Below are 26391 nucleotides of genomic sequence, written 5' to 3'. Positions count from 1 at the left end.
GGCTGTTCTACAGTGACTTTTTCTTGGTCAGTTGTTTTGGTTTGTTCTGTCATTTTAGGTTTATCATCACAAGCAGCCAAGACTATTGCTGAACTTAATACTAACCAAAATGTTTTGTTCTTTTTTCATAAATTCAATACATTTTGTACGAAATAATTATAAATAAATTTATTATTTTGATAATCATTTCCATTCCAAAACAATATAAAAAGTAGTACTATTATCTCCGATGAATAATTGTTGAGCTATTGAACAATTATTCAGGCATTCAATCTATCTTTTTTTAAATAAGGACATCTTATGCGAAATTCATTCAAAATTATGACCGCACTTGCACTTGGTTTATTTGCAATGCAAGCTAATGCAAAATTCAAAGTTGTTACCACCTTCACCGTGATTCAAGATATTGCACAAAATGTGGCGGGTGATGCAGCTACAGTGGAATCTATCACCAAACCCGGTGCTGAAATTCACGAATATGAACCCACTCCAAAAGACATTGTAAAAGCACAATCTGCTGATTTAATTTTATGGAACGGCTTAAATTTAGAACGTTGGTTTGAGCGTTTCTTCCAAAATGTTAAAGATAAACCTGCTGTGGTAGTAACAGAAGGTATTCAACCATTATCTATTTATGAAGGCCCCTATAAAGATGCGCCTAATCCACACGCGTGGATGTCGCCATCGAATGCATTAATTTATATTGAAAATATTAAAAATGCGTTAGTGAAATACGATCCACAAAATGCAGCAGTGTACGAAAAAAATGCCGCTGACTATGCTCAAAAAATTAAACAACTTGATGAACCACTTCGTGCAAAATTAGCACAAATTCCAGAAGCGCAACGCTGGCTTGTAACAAGTGAAGGTGCTTTCAGTTATTTGGCGAAAGATTACAACTTAAAAGAAGGTTATTTATGGCCAATCAATGCTGAACAACAAGGCTCACCACAACAAGTGCGTAAAGTGATTGATTTAGTTCGTAAAAACAATATTCCTGTTGTGTTTAGTGAAAGTACAATTTCAGCCAAACCTGCACAACAAGTAGCCAAAGAAAGTGACGCAAAATACGGTGGCGTATTGTACGTTGATTCACTTTCTGCGAAAGACGGCCCTGTGCCAACTTATCTTGATTTGCTTAACGTCACTGTATCAACCATTGTTAAAGGATTCGGAAAATAATGGACTCTTTCTCGACATCAATTTGGGTTAATGATGTAACTGTTCGTTACAACAATGGTCATACTGCGATTCACAATATGACGTTCTCACTCAATAGTGGAACTATTTGTGCGTTAGTTGGCGTGAATGGCAGTGGTAAATCCACATTATTTAAAAGCATAATGGGGCTTGTGAAGCCACAACAAGGTGAAATTAAACTTTGTGATCTGCCAATTTCCCAAGCACTGAAACGTAATTTGGTTGCTTATGTACCACAATCAGAAGAAGTGGACTGGCAATTTCCAGTGTCAGTGTATGATGTCGTGATGATGGGGCGTTATGGGTATATGAATTTTCTTCGTATCCCCAAAGCGATTGATAAACAAAAAGTTCAAGAGGCGATGCAGCGAGTAAATATTGAGCATCTTGCGCATCGTCAAATTGGCGAGTTATCTGGCGGGCAGAAAAAACGCGTGTTTTTAGCCCGCGCTTTAGCACAACAAAGTCCAATTATTTTATTGGATGAACCTTTCACTGGCGTTGATGTGAAAACTGAAAATGCCATTGTTGATCTTCTTCAACAGCTTCGAGAAGAAGGTCATCTTATTCTTGTCTCAACTCATAACTTAGGTTCTGTTCCTGATTTTTGTGATCAAGTGGTAATGATTAATCGCACGGTCATCGCCGCAGGAAAAACAGAAGACACCTTTAACCAACATAATTTGGAAATTGTATTTGGTGGGGTGTTACGTCATATTAAATTATTGGGCGAAAATTTACATAATGATGAAGATAAACGTTCTGTTACCGTCTTAACAGATGATGAAAAAGCCGTTGTATTCTATGGCGAAACTAAGCAAGATCCACCTGCGCCAACAACACAGGATTGCCATTTTGAAGACTGTCCTTATAAAAGTGCGGTCGAAAATAAGAAGGAATAGGTAATGTTAGATTTATTGCTCGAACCTTTTTCCTATGATTATATGCTCAAGGCGATGATTTTGAGTACCGCAGTGGGTGGCATTTGTGCTTTTTTGTCTTCATATTTAATGCTTAAAGGCTGGTCTCTAATTGGTGATGCACTTTCCCATTCTGTCGTACCCGGTGTCGCTATTGCTTATGCCTTTTCTTTGCCTTATGCACTTGGTGCATTTTTTGCCGGAATTTTAGCCGCACTTTCTATTCTTTGGATTAAATCCATTTCTAAACTGAAAGAAGATGCCGTTATCGGGTTTATTTTCAGTACTTTCTTTGCATTAGGTTTGTTAATCGTTTCTTTAAATCCAACCGCAGTAAATGTGCACAATATCATTTTAGGTAATATTTTAGGCATTGCTGATGAAGATATTTACCAAGTCGCAATTATTATCGGTGTTTGTTTAGTATTGCTTTTATTGTTCTGGAAAGACTTACTACTGATTTTTTTTGATGAAACACAGGCAAGAACAGTAGGGCTTTCGCCATTATTTTATAAGGTTTTATTTTTTACTTTATTAAGTGCTTGTGTGGTAGCTGCATTGCAAACTGTGGGGGCGATTTTAGTCATTGCAATGGTCATTACCCCTGGTGCAACAGCATATTTACTCACTGATAAATTCAAAACCTTGTCAATCATCGCTATTATTTTAGGCGCAGTGACAAATTTTGTTGGGGTCTATATTAGCTATTATTTAGACGGTGCCACTGGCGGTGTGATTGTGACATTGCAAACATTATTGTTTTTAGTCGCTTTCTTATTTTCACCAAAATATGGCTTACTCACACGTAATAAAAAGGCGGTAGAAAATGTTTGATTGGCTTTTAGAACCGCTACAATTTGAGTTTATGCAAAATGCCTTATTGACTGCATTGATTGTTTCTATTATCTGTGCATTACTTTCTTGCTATTTAGTCTTGAAAGGTTGGTCATTAATGGGCGATGCCATTTCTCACGCTGTATTACCTGGTATTGTACTCGCTTATTTGGCAGGAATTCCTTTAGCCATTGGTGCATTTTGCTCAGGTATTTTTTGCTCCCTTGGTGTGGGATATTTAAAAGAAAATAGTCGCATAAAAGAAGATACTGCAATGGGCATTGTATTTTCTGGAATGTTTGCCATTGGTCTTGTTATGTTTACCAAAATTCAAACAGAACAGCATTTAACCCATATTTTGTTTGGTAATGTATTGGGTGTAAGTTATCAAGAGCTTATTCAAAGTGCGGTCATTTCTGCGATAATTTTTTGTCTGATTGTCTTTAAACGTAAAGACTTTTTGCTTTATTGTTTTGATCCAAGCCACGCCCGTGTTGCAGGGCTTTCTCCTAAAATTTTACATTATGGTTTATTAATTCTACTTGCTTTAACCATTGTAAGCACGATGCAAGTGGTAGGTGTTATTTTGGTGGTGGCAATGTTAATTGCGCCAGGAATTACCGCACTTACGCTTACTAAATCTTTTGATAAAATGCTATGGATTGCTATTGTCAGTTCCATTACATCAAGTCTAATTGGCGTAATATTGAGCTATCATTTTGATGCCTCAACAGGTGCTTGTATCATTCTTCTGCAAGCCGCATTTTTTGTTATAGCATTAGCTTATAGCAAGATTAGAATAAGATAATTTTTCTACCCCTCTTTTCTCAAAGAGGAGGTAGAAAATCGCAATAAATTTATCCGTTTGGAGATAAATAAAGTCATTCGTCTAATCGCCAATCTAAGCCTAAGCCAAATCCAACCCCATTTGCCAAAACGCAATTTCCATTCTAGTTGCGGTGGTGAAAATCTGTTGAATCTCGGCAAGCTGGTTTGGGTTTAGTGGTTTGCAAAGTGCGGTAAGAAAATCAACGGTTTCTTGGGCGGCTTGTTGAAATTCCTCACTCGCATAGGTATCAATCCACGTTTGATAAGGATTGTTCGGTAAGCGAGGATAATGCTGAGTAATGTAACGAGCAACTTGAGCGTAACCCAAAGCACAAGGGGTTACAGCTGCATAAAGCTCAGCCAAACTGCCCGTCATGCCGCAATCAAGCAAATAGCGAGTATAAGCAATGCAAGCGGCACTTTCTTGAGTAGCAAAAATCTCTTGCTCACTAATTCCCCACTCACGGCAATAATTTAAATGTAGTTGAATTTCTTGGCAAAGAATCTCTAAGGTTTTACGAGGTGTTTCCATTTCAGCGAAATTTTTTGCCTTGAATACACCTAAGGCAAAGGCTCGGCTGTAATGAAAAAGATAGAGATAATCCTGCTTCAAATAATGCTGAAAACAAGCTTTTGGTAGCGTACCTTTTGCGAGCTGTTGCACAAATTCGTGTTCAATATATTGTTGCCAATAAGGCTGAGCTTGTTGAATGAGTTGTTCAATCATCTTTTTTCCTTATTCAATTTCTACCGCATATTCTTTCAACGCTAAGGCTTTTGGAATTAAGCCTTTTTGTTGCATAAATTCTGCCATTTGTTGATAACGTTTAGCGTCTAATTGGCGAGGTTTATTGGCTAAGAAGGGGAGCGTGTCTTTCCACGCCAGTTGGTTTAATGGCGTGTTAAGTTCGTTTGGTTTATAGCTGACAAAGGCTTGCCACGCTTCATTGGGGTGAGCTTGTAGATAGCTTGTGGCTTGTTCAAGTGCGGTCAAAAATGCCGATGTTTTTTTATCTGTTACGCTGTTTTTATTAGCAACTAAAATCAACTCATCATAAGCAGGCACGCCATATTGTTCAGGGAAGAATGCGATACCTTCTTGCTTTTCTAAAGCAAGCTGATTGAGTTCAAAATTACGAAATGCACCAATCACAGCATCCACTTGTCCAGTTAAAAGAGAGGGCGAAAGCGACCAATTTACATTCACTAATTCCACATCTTTATTGCTTAAACCAATAGAATGAAGCATTGTATCAAGTAATCCATCTTCAAAACCGCTGACAGAATACCCCACTTTTTTACCTTTTAAATCAGCAAGGCTTTTCAAATTGCTCTTTTTTAGTACCACTACGCTATTTAATGGATTTGAAATCAGTGAACCCACTCGAACTAAAGGCAAGCCTTCTGCCACTTGTTGATAAAGCTGAGGCTGATAACTCACGGCTAAATCAACTTTTTCTGCCGCCGCTAATTTCGGCGGTAATGCAGGATCAGCAGGTTCGATAATTTCAACCTCCAAGTTATTTTTTTCAAAAAAGCCTTTTTGTTGAGCCACAATGATGGCTGCATGATCGGGGTTTACATACCAATCTAGCATTACGCTGATTTTCTCTTTTGCAAAGCTAGGAAGCGTGAGCATTAGCCCCATTACAAAGCTGAAATAACGGATGATTGTCTTCATTTTTTCTCCTTTAATGAAAAGTTAAACAGACCAAATAAAACGGTGTAATAGCCAATCAATGCTGAAATATAAACAGAGTGAAATTGACACTAAAATCAGTAAGGCGGCAAACATTAAATCAACTTGCATTCGGGCATTGGCGTGAATCATTAAATACCCCAAGCCTTCAGACGAACCTACCCATTCACCTACCACCGCACCAATTGGGGCGACCGAAACCGCAATTCGCAAGCCCGAAGCAAAAGCAGGCAAAGCCGCAGGTAATCGCACTTTAAGCAATAAACGCAAGGGGGAAATGTTAAAGGTTTTCGCCAAATCGAGCCACGCTTGTGGGGTGTTGCGTAGTCCATCATAACAAGCTGCCGTGACGGGGAAGTAGATAATCAGCACCGACATCACAATTTTGGATGCCATTCCATAGCCAAACCACAACACCAACAACGGCGCAATAGCAAACACGGGAATCGCTTGCGAAATGACCAAAATCGGCAATAAGACGGCAGAAATTTGACGAGAAAATGAGAGCAACAACGCCGAAATCAACCCAAATAGAAAGCCTAACAACAGCCCTAAGCAAATTTCTAACAACGTGACTTGCGTATGCTGCCAAAGCAGTTCAGCGTGTGTGAATAACTGCTGCCTTACAGCTTGCGGTGAGGGAAAAATGTAGTGTGGGAAGCTGCCCAAGGTTGCGACCATTTGCCAGATCATCAACAACACGCCAACAATTAAAAGCGGTTTAAGTAAGCGAATTTTCATTGTTCGCCCCCTAATTCCTGCAATAATTGTTGCTGCAACGCCCATAAATTGGCTTGATGCAACTCACGCGGGGCGTTACCTTCGGGCAGAATCACCGCCGATAATGCTGTTTGATGAGTTTCAGGCGAACGCAACACAAAAATACGCTGACTTAGCCGCAATGCCTCTTGTGGATCGTGGGTCACGAGCAGCACTGATTTATCTTCGAGCAGTTCAAAGGCTAAATCTTGAAGTTGATGGCGACTGATGGCATCAAGAGCGGAAAAAGGCTCATCAAGCAAAATCAAATCCGCCTCTTGCATTAAGGTGCGTGCCAAGGCAACCCGCTGTTTTTGCCCGCCCGAAAGCTGCGAACAAGGCTTGTGCCAATGTGCTGCCATTCCCACTTTTTCAAGCAACATTTTAGCTTTTTCAGTGGTTTTTGCAGATTTTCGCCCAAATAAGACCGCTTGCAACTGCACGTTATCGACAATTGACAACCACGGATAAAGTGTCTCTTTTTGAGGCAACCACGCAATACGAATTTTCGGTTCAAATAGGATTTTCCCCTGCACCACACCTTGCGTTTCAATGCCCGCCAGTAGTCGCAAAAGTGTCGATTTTCCCACGCCTGAACTGCCCAACAAGCTTACCCATTCGTTCGGCAACAGGGTTAAATTAAGATGCTCAAATAACGTTTGCCCATTAAAGGCAAGACTCAAATCTTGAATACGCACCATTGCTCGCCTTAATGATTAAAGGGAGTGCGTAATAAAAAAGAAAGGATAAGAAATGGAATGAAAAGAAAATGGATTTTTTGGCATGTTAGTTTCCTACGTCAGTGCTAACTGTTTCAGGTTCACGGGTATCATCTCAGCCTTTCGGCACCCCGACTAAAAATTGTTGGTAAGTTTACGCTTGTTTGGTAGAAAAAACAAGCGATTAGGTTTCTATCCGAATGGAACAAGAAAAGCATTTTTAAATTTTTCTTGCTAAGATACAACGGAGATAGTACAACTGATATTAGATAATAATTTTAGGAAGGTATAATCAACGTTTAGTAAAAAGTTCTATAAATCTATATAATGTTTATTATTTTTTAGGGATAACTTCTATTTTATTCAATGAACGGTACAATATGTCAATCAATCAATCAATCAATCAATCAATCAATCAATCAATCAATCAATCAATCAATCAATCAATCAATCAATCAATCAATCAATCAATCAATCAATCAATCAATCAATCAATCAATCAATCAATCAAAGTCTGTCATTATTGCAGGTAATGGAACAAGTTTAAAATCAATTGACTATAGTTTATTGCCTAAAGATTATGATGTTTTCCGTTGCAATCAATTTTATTTTGAAGATCATTATTTTCTTGGCAAGAAAATAAAAAAAGTATTTTTTAATTGTTCTGTAATTTTTGAACAATACTATACGTTTATGCAATTAATTAAAAATAATGAATATAAATATGAATATGCTGATATTATCTTAGCATCTTTTCTGAATTTAGGGGATTCAACATTAAAGAAAATCCAGCATTTAGAAAAATTACTGCCACAAATTGATCTTGGTCATTGCTATTTGAAAAAACTACGAGCTTTTAATGCTCATTTACAATATCACGAATTATATGAGAATAAGAGGATTACATCAGGCGTTTATATGTGTGCAGTGGCGACTGCAATGGGTTATAAAGATCTTTATTTGACAGGCATTGATTTTTATCAAGAAAAAGAGAATCCTTATGCATTTCATCATCAAAAAGAAAATATTATTAAATTATTACCTTCTTTTTCACAAAATAAAAGTCAAAGCGATATCCATTCTATGGAATATGATTTAAATGCACTTTATTTTTTACAAAAACATTATGGAGTAAATATTTATTGCATTTCGCCAGAAAGTCCTCTATGTAATTATTTTCCTTTATCACCACTGAATAACCCAATTACTTTTATTCTCGAAGAAAAGAAAAATTACACACAAGATATTTTAATTCCGCCGAAGTTTGTATATAAAAAAATTGGTATATATTCCAAACCAAGAATTTACCAAAATCTGATTTTTCGGTTGTTCTGGGATATATTACGTTTACCTAATGATATAAAACACGCCTTAAAATCAAGAAAATGGGATTAGATAACCTTATATCACACAACTAATGGACATAGCCCTAAATATGAGAGGTTATCTCACTCGCTACAACAATACTTTTTAGCAACAGGTTTTTTATTTTATTGAAAATCACCATTCTTACCACACAAAATAGTGATATAATTTTTTAGTCTCAATAATTAACAAGGAAATCATTATGGCCATTTTAGTGACAGGTGGCGCCGGTTATATCGGTTCTCACACAGTTGTAGAATTATTAAATGCTGGCAAAGAGGTGGTGGTATTAGATAATCTTTGCAATTCATCGCCAAAATCCCTTGAGCGTGTAAAACAAATTACAGGCAAAGAAGCAAAGTTTTATGAAGGCGATATTTTAGATCGTGCTTTGTTACAAAAAATTTTTGCAGAAAATGAGATTAACTCGGTTATTCACTTTGCAGGGTTAAAAGCCGTAGGGGAAAGTGTTCAAAAGCCGACAGAATATTACATGAACAATGTCGCTGGCACCCTTGTATTAATTCAAGAAATGAAAAAAGCAGGTGTTTGGAACTTTGTATTTAGCTCATCTGCAACGGTTTACGGCGATCCAAAAATTATTCCAATTACAGAGGATTGTGAAGTCGGCGGTACAACCAATCCTTATGGTACATCTAAATATATGGTTGAGCAGATTTTACGCGATACAGCAAAAGCGGAACCAAAATTTAGCATGACTATCTTGCGTTATTTTAATCCAGTTGGGGCGCATGAAAGTGGCTTGATTGGTGAAGATCCAAATGGTATTCCAAATAATTTATTACCTTATATTAGCCAAGTTGCTATCGGTAAATTAGCACAACTTTCTGTATTTGGTAGTGATTACGACACTCATGATGGAACAGGTGTGCGTGATTATATTCATGTAGTGGATTTAGCTGTGGGGCATTTAAAAGCGCTTCAACGTCATGAAAATGACGCTGGCTTACATATTTATAATCTTGGTACGGGCCATGGTTATTCCGTATTAGATATGGTAAAAGCCTTTGAAAAAGCCAACAATATTACAATTGCATATAAACTTGTAGAACGCCGCGCTGGCGATATTGCCACTTGCTATTCTGATCCTAGTTTAGCGGCAAAAGAGCTTGGTTGGGTGGCAGAACGTGGTCTTGAAAAAATGATGCAAGACACGTGGAACTGGCAGAAAAATAATCCAAAAGGGTATAGAGATTAATATTCTCTAATATTTGTTTTTCTTTTTTAGGAAGAAGAATGCTAAACATTAGGGGAATGATTAAAAATCCCCTAATTTTTACAAAAATCCTTTAATTGAAAGGCGAAATTTCTAAAATACAACTAAAATTAACCGCACTTTATGTCAAATTCCCTTTCTTCCCAAATTTTTACGCGCAAGATGTTAATTTGCGCCTTCACAGGTTTTAATTCTGGTTTGCCATTATTTGTGTTATTGCAAATGTTGCCTGTTTGGCTGACGGATAAACATCTCTCAATTGAGCTTATTGGTGCAGTAACCGGCGTGATGTTGCCTTATGGATTGAAATTTTTGTGGGCACCATTATTGGATCGTTATTTCCCGAGTTTTTTAGGGCGTCGTCGTAGCTGGATGTTACTTTCACAAGTGGCATTATTGATTTTACTTTACATCATTAGCCTGTTTGATCCGCTCACACAACTGGGTACAGTAGCAAATATTGCGTTGCTTATCGCCTTTTTTTCAGCTACACAAGATATCGTGTTGGATGCGTATCGTCGTGAAATTTTGAGTGATCATGAATTAGGTTTAGGAAACACTATTCATATTAATGCTTATCGAATTGCGGGATTAATTCCAGGGGGATTATCGCTATATTTGGCGGCGATTTATCCTTGGGAAACCGTCTTTTTGTGGACCGCACTTTGTATGTTAGCAGGCATCTTCATGACACTATTTTTAGCAAAAGAGCCAAAAATAGACATGCAGCAAACTAATCAGCCGTTCTATCAAGCATTTTGGATTCCATTACAAGAATTTTTCCAGCGTAAGGGCGTCATTCAGGCTATCGGTTTTTTACTATTTTTGTTTTTGTATAAGTTCGGGGATTCTTTTGCCACAACGTTACAAACCAAATTTATTTATGACATGGGATTTAGCAAAGAGGATATTGCTATTGTTGTAAAAAGTACCGCACTTTGGTCAAGCATTTTATCTGGGCTTGCTGGTGGTATGATAATGCTAAAACTGGGTATTAACCGTGCATTGTGGCTATTTGGGCTTGTACAAATGGTAACAATTGGTGGGTTTATTTGGTTGGCTGCTTTTGGACATTTTGATGTTATTACATCTGCCGAGTTATGGAAACTAGGTATTGTGATTGCAGCTGAATATATCGGCGTTGGACTTGGTACCGCAGCTTTTGTGGCTTTTATGGCGCGTGAGAGTAATCCTCTTTATACTGCAACACAGCTTGCACTTTTTACAAGCCTTTCAGCTTTGCCAAGTAAAGTTTTAGGTATACTTTCTGGTTATGTTGTGGGAGCAGTGGGGTATTATCAGTATTTTTGGTTTTGTTTATTTTTAGCGATTCCCGGCATGCTTTGTTTATTTTGGGTAGCACCTTGGAAGCAAAAAAATAATAAGACCAGCTCAGTATAAAAGTGCGGTAAAAATTATAAAAAATTTGACCGCACTATGCTTTATCAGTATCTTAATCACGTTTTGTATTAATGGAGATTTTTTATGAAAATTATTCTTTTAGGTGCACCGGGTGCAGGTAAAGGCACTCAAGCACAATTTATTATGAACAAATTTGGTATCCCGCAAATTTCAACTGGTGATATGTTCCGTGCTGCAATCAAAGCGGGGACTGAACTTGGCAAACAAGCTAAAGCATTAATGGATGAAGGTAAATTAGTGCCAGATGAATTAACCGTTGCCCTTGTAAAAGATCGTATTGCTCAAGCTGACTGCACAAATGGTTTCTTGTTAGATGGTTTCCCTCGTACTATTCCACAAGCGGATGCACTGAAAGATTCAGGTGTTAAAATTGACTTTGTTTTAGAATTTGATGTGCCAGACGAAGTGATTGTTGAACGTATGAGTGGCCGTCGCGTACACCAAGCGTCTGGTCGTTCTTACCACATCGTTTATAATCCACCAAAAGTGGAAGGTAAAGATGATGTAACAGGCGAAGATTTAATTATTCGTGCAGACGATAAACCAGAAACTGTATTAGATCGTTTAGCTGTATATCATAAACAAACTAGCCCATTAATTGATTATTACCAAGCAGAAGCGAAAGCGGGGAATACTCAATATTTCCGTTTAGACGGTACACAAAAAGTGGAAGAAGTTAGCCAAGAGTTAGATAAAATCTTAGGCTAAAAATAATCTAAAAATTAACCGCACTTTAGAAAATATAATTAATCTGCACCTTAAAGGCTGAATAAATCAGCGAATTAAAGTGCAGATTTTTTTATAAACTACCCAAATTTATAATAGGCTGAAAAAAGTGCGGTATTTTTTCAGCCTATTTTTAGAAAATCACTTCTCGTCTTTGAAGCCTGACTCAACGCCACTCATATCAGGTAATTGGTGTGCAATACCTTTGTGACAGTCGATACAAGTTTTACCTTCAGTTTTCATTTTTTGGTGCATACGTGCCGCCACAGAACGTTGATCATTGAAGTTCATACGATCTACATTATGGCAATTACGACATTCTTTAGAATCGTTAGCTTTCATACGCGCCCATTCATTTTGAGCCATTTCTAAACGATGCGCATTGAATTTTTCTAAGGTATCCACTTTTCCAGTATAGTGCGCATATACTTCTTTAGCTGCAATAATTTTACGTTTCATTTTTGCACCAAATTCGTGTGGTACGTGACAATCTGGACAACTTGCCCCCACACCAGTACGAGTTTGATAATGCACGCTATGTAAATATTCTGGATAAGCATCTTGCATATGGCAGCTTGCACAGAACTGTTCAGTGTTGGTTTTTTCTAAACCATAGTTAAAACCAACCCAAGAAAGAATACCGCCAATAGCCGATAAGATAATAATTGTACCTATCGCCATACGGCTTGGTTTTCTAAACCATTGCCAGAAACGCTTTAAGATATTTGGTTTTTTCTCAGACATATAGACCTCTTAAATTAGTTTCCGTAACCTTTCATCGGTTTGAAATCATTTGGAACAATCGGATCTACGTTTGCTTGAGAAACGTGACATTGTAAACAGAAATAACGACGTGGCGATGAACTTGAACCTACTTTTCCATCACGATCCATAAAGTGAGTTGGGCTGATTCGAGTTGCACCGCTCAAACGAGAATTTTCTGGGCTGTGGCAATTTAAACATTGATTTACATTTTTTGTCACTTGATAGTTTGCCACACTATGTGGAACCATTGGAGGCTGATTTACATAGTTCAATGCGGGTAATTCGCCTTGACGCGGTGCATTATGAAATGCGGGTGGAATATTTTCTGCCGCTTGAGTTAAATCTTTTCCCACTGCTGGTGCATCAGATGCCATCAGTGAGCCAGCAAAAAGTGCGGTAAATAATCCCGCTAAAATTTTAGATACCTGTTTAGTCATATTAATCACTCCCCTGAATGATCGAATCTGGTCGAAAATTTAAAAACTTTTTCAGCGCAAACGTCAATACAACGTCCGCAGCTGATGCAATCTTTGGAAAGCACTAGTAGGCTTTCGTCTTTTTTTCCGTGTAAAGGCGAACGTAACACTTGGGCTTCGGGACAAACATTGTAACAATCCATACAATTATCGCATTTAGCACGATCAATCACTTTAATACGGATTAAACTTTTTGCACCAATCACACCATAAGCAGCACCAATTGGGCAAAGATGTCCACACCAGCCGTGTTCAGCAATCAATAAATCAAAAAGAAAAATAACAAGTAATAACCAGCCTGTTGCACCAAAACCAAATACAAAGGCGCGACCAAGAGCAGCCACTGGATTAACCCACTCCCAAAGCAACATTCCGCTGACACTACTGCCTAGTAAAATAAGCACAAGAATACCATAACGTAAACCGCGCGAAATTTTTGCTGTTTGGCGAATGCCTAACTTACGGCGAAGCCACGCTGCACAGTCAGTCACAACATTTAGTGGGCATACCCAACCACAAAACACTTTACTACCAAGTACTGCGTAAAATAACACAATAATTGCAGCACCAATTAAAGTGAGAGCATCTGGTAAATGTCTTGCAGCCAAGCTTTCAGCGGTAATTAGAGGATCACTTAGTGGAATAGTATCGAGTAATAAACTACCACTATAATTACCTTTTAAAATCCACACGCCAAAATAAGGGCCACTCAAAAACATCGCAAGAATGCTAAGTTGGCTTAATCGACGCCAAAACAAAAAGCGGTTTGCATACCACCAGCCCCATTTTTCTCGAGCCTCTTTCCCTGCAAATTTTGGTGCATTTGCCATTATTTGCCACTCCCTAAAATAGGCGCAAGCACGGGTTCTGCTGGTTCAGGAATTACAGTTGTTCCTTCTGGTGTTCGAGTTGGCAACGAAATCATATCTTTAGGTGCAAGAGAATGGCCAGCTTTCGCTTTTTCTTCCCAACCTAAACGATAATGCTTACCTAACATACCTTTTGCCAGATCCATTGGTAAAATCTTAATCGCAGCCTCTTCTAACACACAAGCTTGCTCACACTTTCCACATCCCGTGCAGGCATCAGAATGTACTGTTGGAATAAATAAGGCATGCTTATCAGAACGTGGATTATGTTGTGTTTCCAATGTAATCGCTTTATCGATTAATGGACAAACTCGATAACAAACATCACAACGTAATCCTTGATAATTTAAGCAAGTTTCGTGATCTAACAGTACTGACAGCCCCATACGCGATTCATTAATATCTGTTGCTTGACGATCTAATGCACCACTAGGACAGGCTTTTGCGCAAGGAATATCAGGACACATTTCACAAGGTTTATCACGCGCAATAAAATACGGCGTTCCCGCTTCTACTGGCGATAATAAAGAGGCTAAATGCAGCATGTCATAAGGACAGGCTTGAACACATTGTCCGCAACGAATACAAGCGGCAGAAAACGCTTTCGCATCTTGCAAAGCAAATGGAGGGCGTAATGGCACACCTTCGCGTGCAAGACTTTGATTTTGCTGCAATCCCAACAAAATCCCAACGCCAGCTAAACCACCCGCAGTACGGGTTGCTTCTTTAAGAAATTTTCTACGTTCAGGATTAAGTGCGGGTTTCTTCATTTTCTTTTTAGATTTTAACCGCACTTTCATCTTCCTCTTTTATTGATGGGAGAAATAAAGTGCGGTTGATTTTTACATGGTTTTTACGCAGCCTTTTCCACTTTTACCGCACATTTTTTGAAGTCGGTTTCTTTTGAAATTGGGTCTGTCGCATCTAGTGTTAAGCTATTTGCAAGCTGACCTGCATCAAAGAAAGTGGTAAATACTAAGCCACGAGGTGGTTTATTACGTCCGCGAGTATCTAAATAAGAAATCATTTCGCCTCGACGAGATGAAATCTTAATTTTATCGCCATGATGTAAACCACGTGCTTGTGCATCTAATGGGTGCATCCATACTAAATTATTTGGAAATGCTCGATGCAATTCTGGTACACGGCGTGTCATTGTCCCCGTATGCCAATGTTCAAGAACACGACCTGTTGATAACCATAAATCGTATTCATTATCGGGTGACTCAGCTGGTGGTTCATAAGGCACCGCAAGAATAATCGCTTTCTTATCAGGATAACCGTAGAAAGCCACGCCTTCCCCTTCTTTAACATACGGATCATAGCCTTCACGGTAACGCCATAAGGTTTCTTTACCCTCCACAACTGGCCAACGTAAACCACGCGCTTTATGATACATATCAAATGGAGCTAAATCGTGACCGTGACCGCGACCAAATTCAGCGTATTCTTCAAATAAACCTTTGTGAACGTAGTAACCAAAATATTCTGATTCGTCGTTTAATTGACCTTCAGCAAGTTCGCTCAATGGGAATTTATCTACTTGACCATTTTTGAAGAGCACTTCATATAAAGTTTTACCTCTATATTCAGGCATTTGTGCAAGTAAGTCTTCTGTCCACATTTCATCCGTCGTAAAGTATTTTGCGAACTCCATTAATTGCCATAAGTCTGATTTTGCTTCGCCCGGTGCTTTGACTTGCTGACGCCAGAATTGGGTACGACGTTCTGCATTGCCGTAAGCCCCTTCTTTTTCCACCCACATTGCCGTTGGAAGAATTAAGTCAGCAGAAAGTGCGGATACAGTTGGGTAAGGATCTGAAACAATCACGAAGTTGCCTTCTTTACGCCAGCCTGGCAAACGCTCTTGATTAATGTTTGGCCCTGCTTGCATATTATTGTTACACATTTGCCATAACACATTCATTTGGCCATCATTCATTGCACGGTCTTGTGCAATTGTGTGTAACCCCACTTTTTCAGAAACCGTCCCCTTTGGTAATTTCCAAATACGTTCAGCAATTTCACGGTGTTTAGGATTAGTTACCACTAAGTCGGCAGGTAAACGATGAGGGAATGAACCTACTTCACGCGCCGTACCACAAGCAGAAGGCTGACCAGTTAATGAAAATGGCCCACAACCTGGGATTGAAATTTTTCCAGTAAGTAAATGAATATTGTAGATTAATTGGTTTACCCACACACCACGTGTATGTTGGTTAAAGCCCATTGTCCAGTAGGAAACCACTTTCTTCGTTGGATCAGCATAAAGTTTCGCTAAAGTTTCTAACTGGACTTTATCTAACCCAGACATTTTCGATACTTTTTCCACTGTATATTCTGATACAAGTTGCTTTAATTCTTCAAAAGAAGAATCGTGCATTTTCCCAGCTGTTGCACGATTCGTGTCTTTTTCTAATGGATGCTCTGGACGTAAACCATAGCCAATATTCGTTTCTCCGCGTTTAAATTTGGTATGTTTATTAACAAAATCCCAATTAATCGCATTATTTTGAATAAGATAATTGATGATGTAGTTCATAATTGCCAAATCAGTTTGCGGTGTAAATATCAAACCGTGATCGGCAAGTTCAAAACTACGATGTTCATAAGTAGAAAGCACAGTAACACGAACATCAGGATTAGAAATACGGCGATCAGTAATACGCGACCACAAAATTGGGTGCATTTCCGCCATATTTGATCCCCAAAGAACAAAAGCATCTGCCTGTTCAATATCATCATAACAACCCATTGGTTCATCCATACCAAAAGTACGCATAAATGCAACCGCTGCAGATGCCATACAGTGACGTGCATTCGGGTCTACGTTGTTAGAACGAAAACCTGCTTTCCAAAGTTTGTTCTTCGCATAGCCTTCCCAAATGGTAGACTGACCAGAACTAAACATACCTACTGCATTTTGACCGTTCTTTTTGAACGCTTCTTTGAATTTTTCAGCCATTGTTTTGAACGCAAAATCCCAAGAAACTGGCGCAAAATCGCCGTTCTTATCAAATTTTCCGTTTGTCATACGTAAAAGCGGTTGCGTTAAACGGTCTTTACCGTACATAATTTTTGGCAAGAAATAACCTTTAATACAGTTTAAACCACGGTTTACTTCTGCATCAGGATCGCCTTGAGATGCCACAACACGTCCATCTTTAGTACCAACTAATACTGCACAACCGGTACCACAGAAACGACATACTGCTTTGTCCCATTTAATTTCGGATTCAGCCGCAACCACATTTTTGACTGGGATGGTTAGCCCCGCTGCCGTTGCGGCTGCCATAGCCGCATTGGCTTTCATAAAGTCTCGACGACTTAAATTCATCGCGTTTTCCCCCACGTTAAACGTTTGATTTTAAAACTATTTATTTTGTTCATCTTGCTCGTGATACACCAACGATACATTAATCACACCGTCGATATCTTTCACACTTTCCATTTTTTCAAGCAAGAGATGCTGATCGTTCGATTGCATTACCACCACAAATTTTCCAAGTTTTTCATCAAAAGTCGGAATTTCAGTATGCTCAATCGCTAAAAGTGCGGTTTGAATTGCTGATAATTTTTTTGGATTACCTTGCACGATCAATCCAACAACGTGCCAATCTCTCGCATTTTCTGATATTAAATTTGTATTATTCATTTTGTTTTAGATCGTTCATTGTTATTGCATTCACAGGACAGCCTTGTACACAAGCCCCACAGCCATTACAAGCATCGAAATTAACTAAAGGTTGTGCTACGCCACCCATTTGTAATTTGAAACGAATCGCATTAGCTGGACAATTATCTTGGCAGGTTCGACATTCAACACGATGTAAAGTCAAACAAGCTACGCCAATATCGATTTTATGTGACCAAGGTAACTGCTCACGAGGATAAAAAATAGGTTGTTTACACGCATCTGCACATTTTCCACAAAAAGTACATTCGCCATTATCAAAGCGTACTTCAGGAAAACCACCGTCACCTTTTACCAAAATATTGGTTTCACAAACAGAAAGACAGTCGCCACAACGCGTACATTGCGCTACAAAAATAGAATTTTCCATAGACCAAGGCGGTCTAATACCCACAAAACTCTGTTTTTGATTATTTTCTAAACAGCTTAATGTTGAAAATTTACCGCGTAAAAATTGTCTGCGAGGTAAATTTTCAACGGTCATAATGTCTTTAAAATATTTCTAATATGCTTCTGTAGATGACGGATTATGTGTTTACGATGAATGAATGAGAACAACCAAAAATAGGTAGTTTGTCAATTATTTGAACTTTATTTGTTATAGATCAAAAAATCTAAGATTTAATGAATTTTGCAAGGGATTAAAACAAAACAGCATAGCGATTTTTGCTATGCTGCTTTCAATTTAGATTATTTTGCTTTTGCTGGATATTCCCACCAAATATCAAATAATTCGCTTACTTCAATTTGTTGCAAACCATTTGTTTCTAACCATTTTTTCACTGTTTCACGGTGGCTTTCATCGCATTTGCCAATTTTTTCTAGGCAAACTAAACCTTCCCAATGTAAATAACCGCTACCTTCGTAAGCTAATCCATTTGGTTGAATCACTTCGTTAATAAAACGATCAACGATTTCATCTACCGTTTCAATCGCAGTACCTTCTGCAAATTGGAAATTGACAAGAAAACCCAGTTCTTGAAATTCCGCAAGATGAAGTTTTTTGCGTTGGCGTTGATTGTAAGATTTAGACATTGTATTTCTCCTATTAAGGTTATATTTAAACGCGTATTCTATATTAAATTCATAAATTAAGTATTGGGTTTAGTTAAAATCCGCTTATTTCTTCACAAAATATAAATCCCAAACACCGTGTCCAAGTCTGTGACCTCTGGCTTCAAATTTAGTTAAAGGTCTAAAATCTGGTCTTGGAATATAATCGCCATTTTTCGAGGTATTCACTAAATCGGTATTCGCGCTTAATACTTCTAGCATTTGCTCTGCATAATTTTCCCAGTCTGTCGCCATATGGATAAAACCATTTTCACCTAATTTTTGCACAACTTGTGCCACAAAGTGCGGTTGAACAATACGACGTTTATGATGTTTTGCTTTATGCCAAGGATCAGGGAAAAATAATTGCAAACCGCCAAGCGCACCATCAGCAATACTGTCACGTAAAATTTCCGTTGCATCGTGGCAAATCACGCGTAAATTCGTGACGCCTTTTTCCACTGCATAAGCAATACAAGCACCAACGCCTGGAGTATGAACTTCAATGCCAAGGTAATTTTTGTCTGGATTAGCAAAAGCCATATCCACGAGCGATTTTCCCATTCCAAAGCCAATTTCTAATACAACTGGATTATCGTTACCATAAATCTTCGCAAAATCAAAAGGTTCCGTTTGATAATCTAAACCAAGTGCTCCCCAGTTATCATTCATCATGTTTTTCTGAAATTCGCTCAAACGGCCAGTACGTAACACAAAGCTACGGACTTTGCGTTTATAGCGGCCATCTTCGGTAAATTCTGCGGTTTCAACGGTTTTACGTTTTTGATCAGCAAAAGTTTGTGTCATAAAAATCTTGTTCGTGAAAAAATTGGCGGCGATTATACCAATTTTTCTCGTATAATAGGGCAAATTTTTTCCCAAGGTTGATTATGAAAATTGTCCGAGTGGCACTGGCTGTGCCGCTTCCTCGTTTATTTGATTATCTCGTCCCCGATGATGTTTCATTACAAACCGGGATGCGTGTTCTTGTGCCTTTTGGTACGCAAAAACGCGTCGCCATTGTGGCTGATTTTCCGACAAAATCAGATGTACCTGAGGATAAACTCAAAGCCATTCTTCAACCATTAGATTTAGCACCGATCTTTACCCCAATTTATTGGGATTGGCTTCATTGGGCAGCAAATTATTATCAAGCGGGATTAGGCGATGTGTTATTTCAAGCCTTGCCTGTGAAATTGCGTAACGGCGAAAGTGCGGTGAAAAATGACTGCACTTTTTGGCGAATTACAGATGTGGGGAAAAATGCCCTTGAACAAGGTCTGTTAAAACGCTCGAAAAAGCAAGCTGAAGCCCTACAATGCTTATCTGAAACTGATCTTGAAAAAGGCAATAATGATTTTTCCTCTGCCATTTGGTCAGCCTTAAAAGCCAAAGGGTTTATTGAGGAAATGACTCTCCAAACAAAGCCCCTAAGCTGGCAACAAAGCTTAGGCGATAATCCAATTGTCAATGCTGAAAATCGTTTAACCTTAAATAAGCAGCAAGCCTTAGCGTTTAGTCAATTGCGTTTTCATTCTGGTTTCAATGTATGGCTGCTCGATGGGGTGACGGGTTCAGGCAAAACAGAAATTTATCTGCAGTATATTGAAGAAATTTTAAAATCGGGCAAACAAGTATTAGTGCTTGTACCCGAAATCGGGCTAACACCACAAACGGTGCAACGTTTCAAAGTGCGTTTCAATGTAGAAATTGATGTGCTGCATTCTAATTTAACCGATACGCAACGGCTTTATGTATGGGATCGCGCCCGCTCTGGACAAAGTGCTATTGTGATTGGCACTAGATCGGCATTGTTCACGCAATTTTCTAATCTTGGTGCAATTATTTTGGACGAGGAACACGATTCGTCTTACAAACAGCAAGACAGTTGGCGTTATCACGCGCGAGACTTGGCGATTGTACTGGCTCAAAAACTGAACATTTCAGTATTAATGGGTTCTGCTACGCCAAGTTTAGAAAGTATTAATAATGTACAAAACGGCAAATACCAACATTTAGTTTTATCAAAAAGAGCGGGAAATTCTACCGCACTTCGTCATTTCGTTATTGATTTGAAAAATCAAAATATACAAAACGGGCTTTCAAAACCCTTGTTGGAACGAATGAAAGCCCACCTCGAAAAAGGCAATCAAGTGTTGCTTTTCTTGAATCGTCGTGGCTTTGCGCCCGTATTGCTTTGCCATGAATGTGGTTGGATCGCACAATGCCCGCATTGTGAAAAACCTTATACCTATCATCAGCATCAAAATGTATTGCGTTGTCATCATTGTGGTGCACAGAAAACTATTCCTCGACAATGTGGTGATTGTGGCTCGACTCATTTAGTCACTACAGGTCTCGGCACAGAACAATTAGAAGAAACCTTGAAAACTCTATTTCCTCATTATTCTGTGGCTCGAATCGACCGCGATAGCACTTCGCGTAAAGGAAAATTGGAAGGTTATTTAGAAGATATTCAACAAGGCAAAAGTCAAATTTTGATTGGCACACAAATGCTTGCGAAAGGACATCATTTCCCGAATGTTACTCTCGTTGCCTTAGTGAATGTAGATAGTGCATTATTTTCACTGGATTTTCGTGCAGAAGAACGTTTAGCTCAACTTTATATTCAGGTTGCTGGACGTGCAGGACGTGCCGATAAACAAGGTGAAGTGGTGCTACAAACACATTATCCAGATCATCCTTTGCTTACCACTTTATTGGCAAATGGCTACCAAGCTTTTGCAAAAGAAACCTTACAATTACGCCATTCAATGGGATTGCCGCCTTTTACTTTTCAGGCGTTAATCAAAGCACAGGCTCGACATTCTGATCTTGCAGAAAATTGCTTAAGCCAAATTGCAGATTTTTTTCAATCGAAGCAAATTACGGGATTACAAATGCTTGGCCCAATGCCTGCACCGTTCAGCAAAAAAGCGGGGCAATATCGCTGGCAGTTATTATTGCAGCATCCATCAAGAATGACGTTGCAAAAAGCATTAAGAGAATATCAACAAGCCGAACTAGAAAAAAACAGCCAAGTGCGGTTAATTTTGGACGTCGATCCGCAAGACTTATCATAAAAAATGCGGTGAAAATTCACCGCACTTTTATCTCTAAAATCTATTTGAAATCTTCGACATCTCCTAATAGACAGGCATATTTCGCTGTATTGGGACTGGACTCTAAGGCAATTTTTAATGCCATCGTCAAAGGAACAGACAGTAGCATTCCCACTGTTCCAAGTAACCATCCCCAAAACAATAATGAAAGGAACACCACTAAGGTTGAAAGCCCTAATCGTTGTCCCATCATTTTAGGCTCAATAATGTTACCGACAACCATATTGATCGCAATAACACCAATTGCCACGCCAAAGCCAACACCAAAACCATTCAGTAATAAGGCTTGCACAATAATCGGAATAGCCGCAATGATAGAACCAATATTCGGAATATAATTCAACAAGAAACTCAAGGTTGCCCACAAAATGGCATATTGAACCCCACAGGCTTCCAACAAAATAAACACCCCGACACCAGTCAGTAAACTCGTGATACTTTTAATGCCGAGATAACCAATTACACCTTGTAAAACGCGATCAATATGGCGTTCTTCTTTGACTGCGTCATGAGGGGTTGAACTAATTACCATTGCAAATTTATGTTTCATCGTTGGTGCTTCGGCAAGCATAAAAATCACAACCAACACTAAAACAAACACATTGCTCACTACACCAGAAAAATTGAGCAATACTCGGCTCACAAAATTCATAATGATGCTTGGGTCAAAATTTTCTTGGATGGTTTCACGCGAAAGCGTGAAAGGCAGATTGAAACGTTGCAACAATCCAGTTAAATCACTCACACGTTGTGAAAGCAAAACTTTATATTGTGGAATAGATTGGGTAAATTCTCTTGCCGTGCTGTTAATCAACCCGACTAAGAAGAAAAATACCAAAGAAATCAAGACAAAAAGCAAAGTAATGGCTAACCAATGCGGGACGCGGCGTTGGGTCATCGCCTTAATTATCGGCGAACAAATTATCGCGATAAAGAGTGATAGCAAGAATGGCACCACAATTTCTGCCGCCAATTTTACGCCAGCTAAGATAATAATCACCGCAGCAATGCCAAGCAAAGTGCGGTGTAAATTTAAATTATTTTGCACTAAATCGCATCCTCGTTTTCTTCGCCCGTGCGAATGCGGATCGCTCGCTCAACGTGATAAACAAAAATTTTGCCGTCACCGATTTTGCCTGTTTGTGCCGTTTCAACAATCGCTTCAATACATTGATCCACAAGTTCATCAGGAACCACTACTTCCAATTTCACTTTCGGCAGAAAATCCACCATATATTCCGCACCACGATAAAGTTCTGTATGACCTTTTTGGCGACCAAATCCGCGTACTTCCGTGATTGTCATACCTGAAATACCAATATCTGAAAGACTTTCTCGCACATCGTCTAATTTAAAGGGTTTAATCATTGCTTCGATTTTTTTCATGCTATTTCTCCAGATTTTCGCGTCTTGCGGATTTAGGACGGAAACTTTCGATGATTTCAGGCTTGGTATCAATATATAAGCCGTTAATCAGTTGCAAACAATAAGGCACTGCGCTAAAAATGCCTTTTACAAGCACATTTCCCTCTTTATCTTTCACGCCTTCCAAGGTTTCTTTAATCGCTTTAGGCTGCCCAGGAAGATTTAAAATCAGGCTTTCCTTACGAATTACACCCACTTGGCGAGATAAAATTGCGGTAGGCACAAAATGCAAACTCACTTGACGCATTTGTTCGCCAAAACCTGGCATTTCTCGATCTGCTACCGCAAGGGTTGCATCAGGCGTTACATCGCGTTTTGCTGGCCCAGTTCCACCAGTTGTCAGCACTAAATGGCAACTTTGTTCATCCACCAGCTCTTTTAAGGTTTGTTCAATAATCGGTTGTTCATCAGGGATTAATCTTGTTTCCAAATGGAAGGGATCTACTAACGCTTGTTCTAACCAAGCCTGTAATTCTGGGATACCTTGATCTTGATACACGCCTGCTGATGCGCGATCAGAAACAGACACCAGACCAATTTTTAAAAGTGCGGTCATATTTTTCCTTATTTTTATAAATGATTTTGACGTGATTGGATAAATCAAAAATGCGGTAAAAACTTACCGCACTTTGGAAGGGCTAGAAGAATAAAATTCCGCCCCAAACGATACCGACAATACAAAGGGCAATAAATACCGATGCAGAACCTTGATCTTTCGCACGCCCTGAAAGTTCGTGGCGTTCTGTACCAATGCGATCAACAACTGCCTCTACCGCACTGTTTAAAAGTTCTAACGCCATCACAAGCAAAACAGAAGAAATCATCAATATAATTTCAATTTTTGTTTCGCCTAAAAAGAAAGTAAGAGGAATTAAAATGCAGGCTAAAAAACATTCGTGGCGAAAAGCCGTTTCATTTTTAAACGCACTTTTTAAGCCTTGTAATGAATATTTCGTGGAATTGATTAAATGGGTTAGCCCCGTCGTTTTATACATAAATTTTCCTATTTTTATAAACGTTTCGCTTCGATAACATCATCTAATTTTGCTAATCGAGCCAATATTTTACTTAAACTTTCAACATTATGGAGTTCAATTTCCATATCAATAGTAGCAAGCTGTTTTTTGGTATCAGCACGGCTTGAGACCCCTAATACGCTAATTTTTTCATTTGCTAGAACCGTCGTAATATCACGCAATAAGCCATTGCGATCGCCTGCCACAATACGGATATTAATATGGAAACCACTTGCGTAATTTTCGCCCCAAATTGATTCCACTATGCGTTCTGGATGAGCCGCTTGCAAATCTAAGAATTGTTCACAATCCGCTCGGTGAATAGAAATACCACGTCCCATTGTAATATAGCCAACAATCGCATCGCCTGGTATCGGCTGGCAGCAACGCGCAATATGATGCATAAGATTGCCCACACCCTCCACAATCACATAGCCATTGTTCTTTTCAGATTTCTGCTGAGAATTGACCGCACTTTTATTAGCAACATGACGCAAAATCTCTTGATCCGCTTCTTCAGCAGTCACTTTAATCAATTTACTTTGCAAGAAATGGATTAAGTTATTTAAACGAATATCGCCACTGCCAATACCCGCATAAAGATCGTCCAAATTTTTCAAGTTATAGCGTGGTAACGCATAAGGTTCCACTTGCTTAATACTTAAATTCAAAAGCGCGAGTTCATTATCGAGTAATTCTTTACCCGCTGGAATATTTTTATCGCGATCTTGTTTTTTAAACCACGCTTGAATTTTGGCTCGAGATTTTGCGGTGTGAGTAAATCCTAAATTTGGGTTTAGCCAGTCACGGCTCGGGTTCGGATTTTTCTGGGTAATAATATCAATTTGATCGCCCATTTGTAGCTGATAGGTAAATGGCACAATACGTCCTGCCACTTTTGCCCCGATACAGCGATGACCAATTTCACTATGAATGGCATAAGCAAAATCTAATGGTGTAGATCCCGTTGGCAAATCCACCACTTCGCCCTTTGGCGTAAACACATATACACGGTCATCAAACACTTGGCTACGCAACTCTGCCAGCACTTCGCCTGAATCCGTAATATCATCTTGCCAAGCTAACAATTTACGCAACCACGCAATTTTTTCTTCATAGGCAGACATGCTACCCGTATTGCCTTCTTTATATTTCCAGTGTGCCGCCATACCTAACTCTGCATCATCATGCATTTGTTGGGTTCGAATTTGTACTTCAATTGGCTTGTCACCTTTACCTAAAACAACAGTATGAATAGATTGATAACCGTTCGGTTTCGGGTTCGCTACATAATCGTCAAATTCTTTGGGTAAGTGTTTAAATTGAGTATGAACAATCCCAAGTGCGGTGTAACAATCTTGTAATTTTTGCACGATAATTCTGACCGCTCTTACGTCATATAAACCGCTGAATTCAAGATGCTTTTTCTGCATTTTACGCCAAATGCTGTAAATATGTTTCGGACGACCATAGACTTCCACTTGCTCGATATTTTCACGTAAATAACCGCTCAACTCACTGACGAAATCAGCAATGTAATGTTCACGATCAAGACGACGTTCCTGCAATAATTTAGCAATAGCGCGATATTGTTCAGGATGAAGATAACGGAAGCAGTAATCTTCTAACTCCCATTTCAGCTGACCAATTCCAAGACGATTGGCAAGAGGGGCATAAATATAAGAACATTCTTTGACGGCAAGGACTTTATCTTCCTCTGCACAACGATGCTCTGCATCACGCAAGAAAGTAATACGTTCGGCAAGTTTAATGATTACGCAGCGGAAATCGTCCACCATCGCCAACAACATACGGCGAACATTATCCACTTGCAGAGCGTTAGCGGAATGACTGGCATTAAGTTGGCGAATATTATCCATCTCCAACACGCCTTTAAGTAATTTAGTAATTTTCGCACCAAATTTTTCTTTTAGACTTTCCCAGTCTGTTAATTTATTTGCAACAATAGGAAACAACATGGCAGTAAGCAATGTTTCCGCATCCATATTAAGTTCGTGCAAAATTTCTACCATTTCCACACCAGACTGCAGCATCAAGGTCGCATTCTTCATTTCATCGGGGTAGGCATTCATTAAATCACGTGCGTAATACCACGCATCGATCAAACTTTTTTCTGTTTGTTCTGCTAGTTTTAAGCCAGCGCACCATTGTTCAATCACAAAATCCTGCGGATTTAACAAATGAGAACCACGAACAGCAACCATAATACCCCCTTGTTGATGAAGAGCAAGCAACTTCCTG

Annotated in this window: 27 protein-coding genes and 1 riboswitch; of the genes, 9 read left to right on the top strand and 18 right to left on the bottom strand. The window is 39.0% G+C overall.

The genetic code is table 11. The features are described 5' to 3' along the window. Nucleotides 1–300: 300 nt before the first annotated feature. From DV356_RS06340 to DV356_RS06325, 4 genes are read left to right on the top strand one after another with little or no spacing between them, the layout of a single operon-like run. Nucleotides 301–1182: a metal ABC transporter substrate-binding protein gene (locus DV356_RS06340; RefSeq protein ID WP_116966159.1), complete on the top strand. Its 882-nt coding sequence runs from the start codon at nt 301–303 to the stop codon at nt 1180–1182. Further along, on the top strand, nt 1182–2102 hold the full coding sequence (locus DV356_RS06335; protein WP_116967415.1) for an ATP-binding cassette domain-containing protein: 921 nt from the start codon (nt 1182–1184) through the stop codon (nt 2100–2102). The genes DV356_RS06340 and DV356_RS06335 overlap by 1 nt, the downstream gene beginning before the upstream one ends. A gap of 3 nt (nt 2103–2105) precedes the next feature. Next, entirely contained in the window at nt 2106–2954 is an 849-nt protein-coding gene (locus DV356_RS06330; protein WP_112088112.1) for a metal ABC transporter permease, read from the top strand. Beyond that, nucleotides 2947–3762, top strand: a complete 816-nt coding sequence (locus DV356_RS06325; protein WP_005669089.1) for a metal ABC transporter permease — start codon at nt 2947–2949, stop codon at nt 3760–3762. The genes DV356_RS06330 and DV356_RS06325 overlap by 8 nt, the downstream gene beginning before the upstream one ends. 99 nt (nt 3763–3861) lie before the next feature. Here DV356_RS06325 and tenA read toward each other — a convergent pair whose 3' ends face one another. From tenA to DV356_RS06305, 4 genes are read right to left on the bottom strand one after another with little or no spacing between them, the layout of a single operon-like run. Further along, nucleotides 3862–4509 (bottom strand): thiaminase II, encoded by a 648-nt coding sequence (tenA, locus tag DV356_RS06320; protein WP_105879978.1) that lies wholly within the window; start codon nt 4507–4509, stop codon nt 3862–3864. Between the two features lie 9 nt (nt 4510–4518). After that, nucleotides 4519–5463 (bottom strand): ABC transporter substrate-binding protein, encoded by a 945-nt coding sequence (locus DV356_RS06315; protein ID WP_065245014.1) that lies wholly within the window; start codon nt 5461–5463, stop codon nt 4519–4521. A gap of 21 nt (nt 5464–5484) precedes the next feature. After that, the gene (locus tag DV356_RS06310; RefSeq protein WP_005693804.1) at nt 5485–6222 is read right to left on the bottom strand and encodes an ABC transporter permease; all 738 of its coding nucleotides are present in this window, start codon (nt 6220–6222) and stop codon (nt 5485–5487) included. Then, complete coding sequence (locus DV356_RS06305; protein ID WP_071162825.1) at nt 6219–6941, bottom strand: ABC transporter ATP-binding protein; 723 nt, start codon at nt 6939–6941, stop codon at nt 6219–6221. The genes DV356_RS06310 and DV356_RS06305 overlap by 4 nt, the downstream gene beginning before the upstream one ends. Before the next feature lie 73 nt (nt 6942–7014). Continuing rightward, nucleotides 7015–7103, bottom strand: a riboswitch (TPP riboswitch). Nucleotides 7104–7325: 222 nt separating this feature from the next. Between DV356_RS06305 and DV356_RS06300 the strand changes: the two genes are divergently transcribed. The 4 genes from DV356_RS06300 to adk all read left to right on the top strand — a co-directional run bounded on the left by DV356_RS06300 (nt 7326) and on the right by adk (nt 11691). Next, nucleotides 7326–8354, top strand: coding sequence for an alpha-2,3-sialyltransferase (locus DV356_RS06300; protein ID WP_118806693.1), 1029 nt, complete (start codon nt 7326–7328; stop codon nt 8352–8354). A 172-nt stretch (nt 8355–8526) separates the two neighbouring features. Further along, nucleotides 8527–9543, top strand: a complete 1017-nt coding sequence (galE, locus tag DV356_RS06295; protein WP_084999845.1) for a UDP-glucose 4-epimerase GalE — start codon at nt 8527–8529, stop codon at nt 9541–9543. Between the two features lie 141 nt (nt 9544–9684). After that, nucleotides 9685–10962 carry an MFS transporter gene (locus DV356_RS06290; RefSeq protein WP_112123036.1) on the top strand — a complete coding sequence of 426 codons (1278 nt, stop codon included), beginning with the start codon at nt 9685–9687 and terminating at the stop codon, nt 10960–10962. An 84-nt stretch (nt 10963–11046) separates the two neighbouring features. After that, nucleotides 11047–11691 (top strand): adenylate kinase, encoded by a 645-nt coding sequence (gene adk, locus DV356_RS06285; protein WP_005649108.1) that lies wholly within the window; start codon nt 11047–11049, stop codon nt 11689–11691. A gap of 159 nt (nt 11692–11850) precedes the next feature. Here adk and DV356_RS06280 read toward each other — a convergent pair whose 3' ends face one another. The 9 genes from DV356_RS06280 to trmB all read right to left on the bottom strand — a co-directional run bounded on the left by DV356_RS06280 (nt 11851) and on the right by trmB (nt 19373). After that, the gene (locus tag DV356_RS06280; protein WP_005649107.1) at nt 11851–12453 is read right to left on the bottom strand and encodes a cytochrome c3 family protein; all 603 of its coding nucleotides are present in this window, start codon (nt 12451–12453) and stop codon (nt 11851–11853) included. A 14-nt stretch (nt 12454–12467) separates the two neighbouring features. Then, nucleotides 12468–12911, bottom strand: a complete 444-nt coding sequence (locus tag DV356_RS06275; RefSeq protein ID WP_005649106.1) for a nitrate reductase cytochrome c-type subunit — start codon at nt 12909–12911, stop codon at nt 12468–12470. Nucleotides 12912–12916: 5 nt separating this feature from the next. Further along, nucleotides 12917–13780 (bottom strand): quinol dehydrogenase ferredoxin subunit NapH, encoded by an 864-nt coding sequence (gene napH / locus DV356_RS06270; protein ID WP_011271996.1) that lies wholly within the window; start codon nt 13778–13780, stop codon nt 12917–12919. Then, entirely contained in the window at nt 13780–14619 is an 840-nt protein-coding gene (napG, locus tag DV356_RS06265; protein WP_005694328.1) for a ferredoxin-type protein NapG, read from the bottom strand. Before napG ends, napH begins: the two co-directional genes overlap by 1 nt. Nucleotides 14620–14672: 53 nt before the next feature. After that, entirely contained in the window at nt 14673–17156 is a 2484-nt protein-coding gene (napA, locus tag DV356_RS06260; protein ID WP_118806692.1) for a nitrate reductase catalytic subunit NapA, read from the bottom strand. 36 nt (nt 17157–17192) lie between these two features. Beyond that, entirely contained in the window at nt 17193–17474 is a 282-nt protein-coding gene (locus DV356_RS06255; protein ID WP_005688960.1) for a chaperone NapD, read from the bottom strand. Next, nucleotides 17467–17997: a ferredoxin-type protein NapF gene (gene napF, locus DV356_RS06250; RefSeq protein WP_005659948.1), complete on the bottom strand. Its 531-nt coding sequence runs from the start codon at nt 17995–17997 to the stop codon at nt 17467–17469. Before napF ends, DV356_RS06255 begins: the two co-directional genes overlap by 8 nt. A 206-nt stretch (nt 17998–18203) precedes the next feature. After that, a complete protein-coding gene (locus DV356_RS06245) occupies nt 18204–18548 on the bottom strand; it encodes a YggL family protein (RefSeq protein WP_105905464.1) in 345 nt (114 codons plus the stop codon). Between the two features lie 84 nt (nt 18549–18632). Next, nucleotides 18633–19373: a tRNA (guanosine(46)-N7)-methyltransferase TrmB gene (trmB, locus tag DV356_RS06240; RefSeq protein ID WP_118806691.1), complete on the bottom strand. Its 741-nt coding sequence runs from the start codon at nt 19371–19373 to the stop codon at nt 18633–18635. Between the two features lie 83 nt (nt 19374–19456). Here trmB and priA point away from each other — a divergent pair, with 83 nt between their 5' ends. Further along, nucleotides 19457–21649 (top strand): primosomal protein N', encoded by a 2193-nt coding sequence (gene priA, locus DV356_RS06235; protein WP_118806690.1) that lies wholly within the window; start codon nt 19457–19459, stop codon nt 21647–21649. A gap of 40 nt (nt 21650–21689) precedes the next feature. Here priA and DV356_RS06230 read toward each other — a convergent pair whose 3' ends face one another. The 5 genes from DV356_RS06230 to relA form a co-directional block, all read right to left on the bottom strand. Then, complete coding sequence (locus tag DV356_RS06230) at nt 21690–22736, bottom strand: AI-2E family transporter (protein WP_118806689.1); 1047 nt, start codon at nt 22734–22736, stop codon at nt 21690–21692. Then, nucleotides 22736–23074 (bottom strand): nitrogen regulatory protein P-II, encoded by a 339-nt coding sequence (gene glnB / locus DV356_RS06225; RefSeq protein WP_005649085.1) that lies wholly within the window; start codon nt 23072–23074, stop codon nt 22736–22738. The genes DV356_RS06230 and glnB overlap by 1 nt, the downstream gene beginning before the upstream one ends. A gap of 1 nt (nt 23075) precedes the next feature. Next, nucleotides 23076–23669, bottom strand: a complete 594-nt coding sequence (gene mog / locus DV356_RS06220; RefSeq protein ID WP_040034342.1) for a molybdopterin adenylyltransferase — start codon at nt 23667–23669, stop codon at nt 23076–23078. Between the two features lie 82 nt (nt 23670–23751). Further along, nucleotides 23752–24108: a diacylglycerol kinase gene (locus DV356_RS06215; RefSeq protein WP_005632174.1), complete on the bottom strand. Its 357-nt coding sequence runs from the start codon at nt 24106–24108 to the stop codon at nt 23752–23754. A gap of 14 nt (nt 24109–24122) precedes the next feature. Then, nucleotides 24123–26354 carry a GTP diphosphokinase gene (gene relA, locus DV356_RS06210; protein ID WP_118806688.1) on the bottom strand — a complete coding sequence of 744 codons (2232 nt, stop codon included), beginning with the start codon at nt 26352–26354 and terminating at the stop codon, nt 24123–24125. Nucleotides 26355–26391 lie beyond the last annotated feature (37 nt).

This window comes from Haemophilus influenzae (assembly GCF_003494325.1).
Taxonomy (GTDB): Bacteria; Pseudomonadota; Gammaproteobacteria; order Enterobacterales; family Pasteurellaceae; genus Haemophilus; species Haemophilus influenzae_I.
The sequence above is the reverse complement of the archived record's forward strand: the minus strand, read 5'-3'. Positions and strand labels throughout refer to the sequence as shown.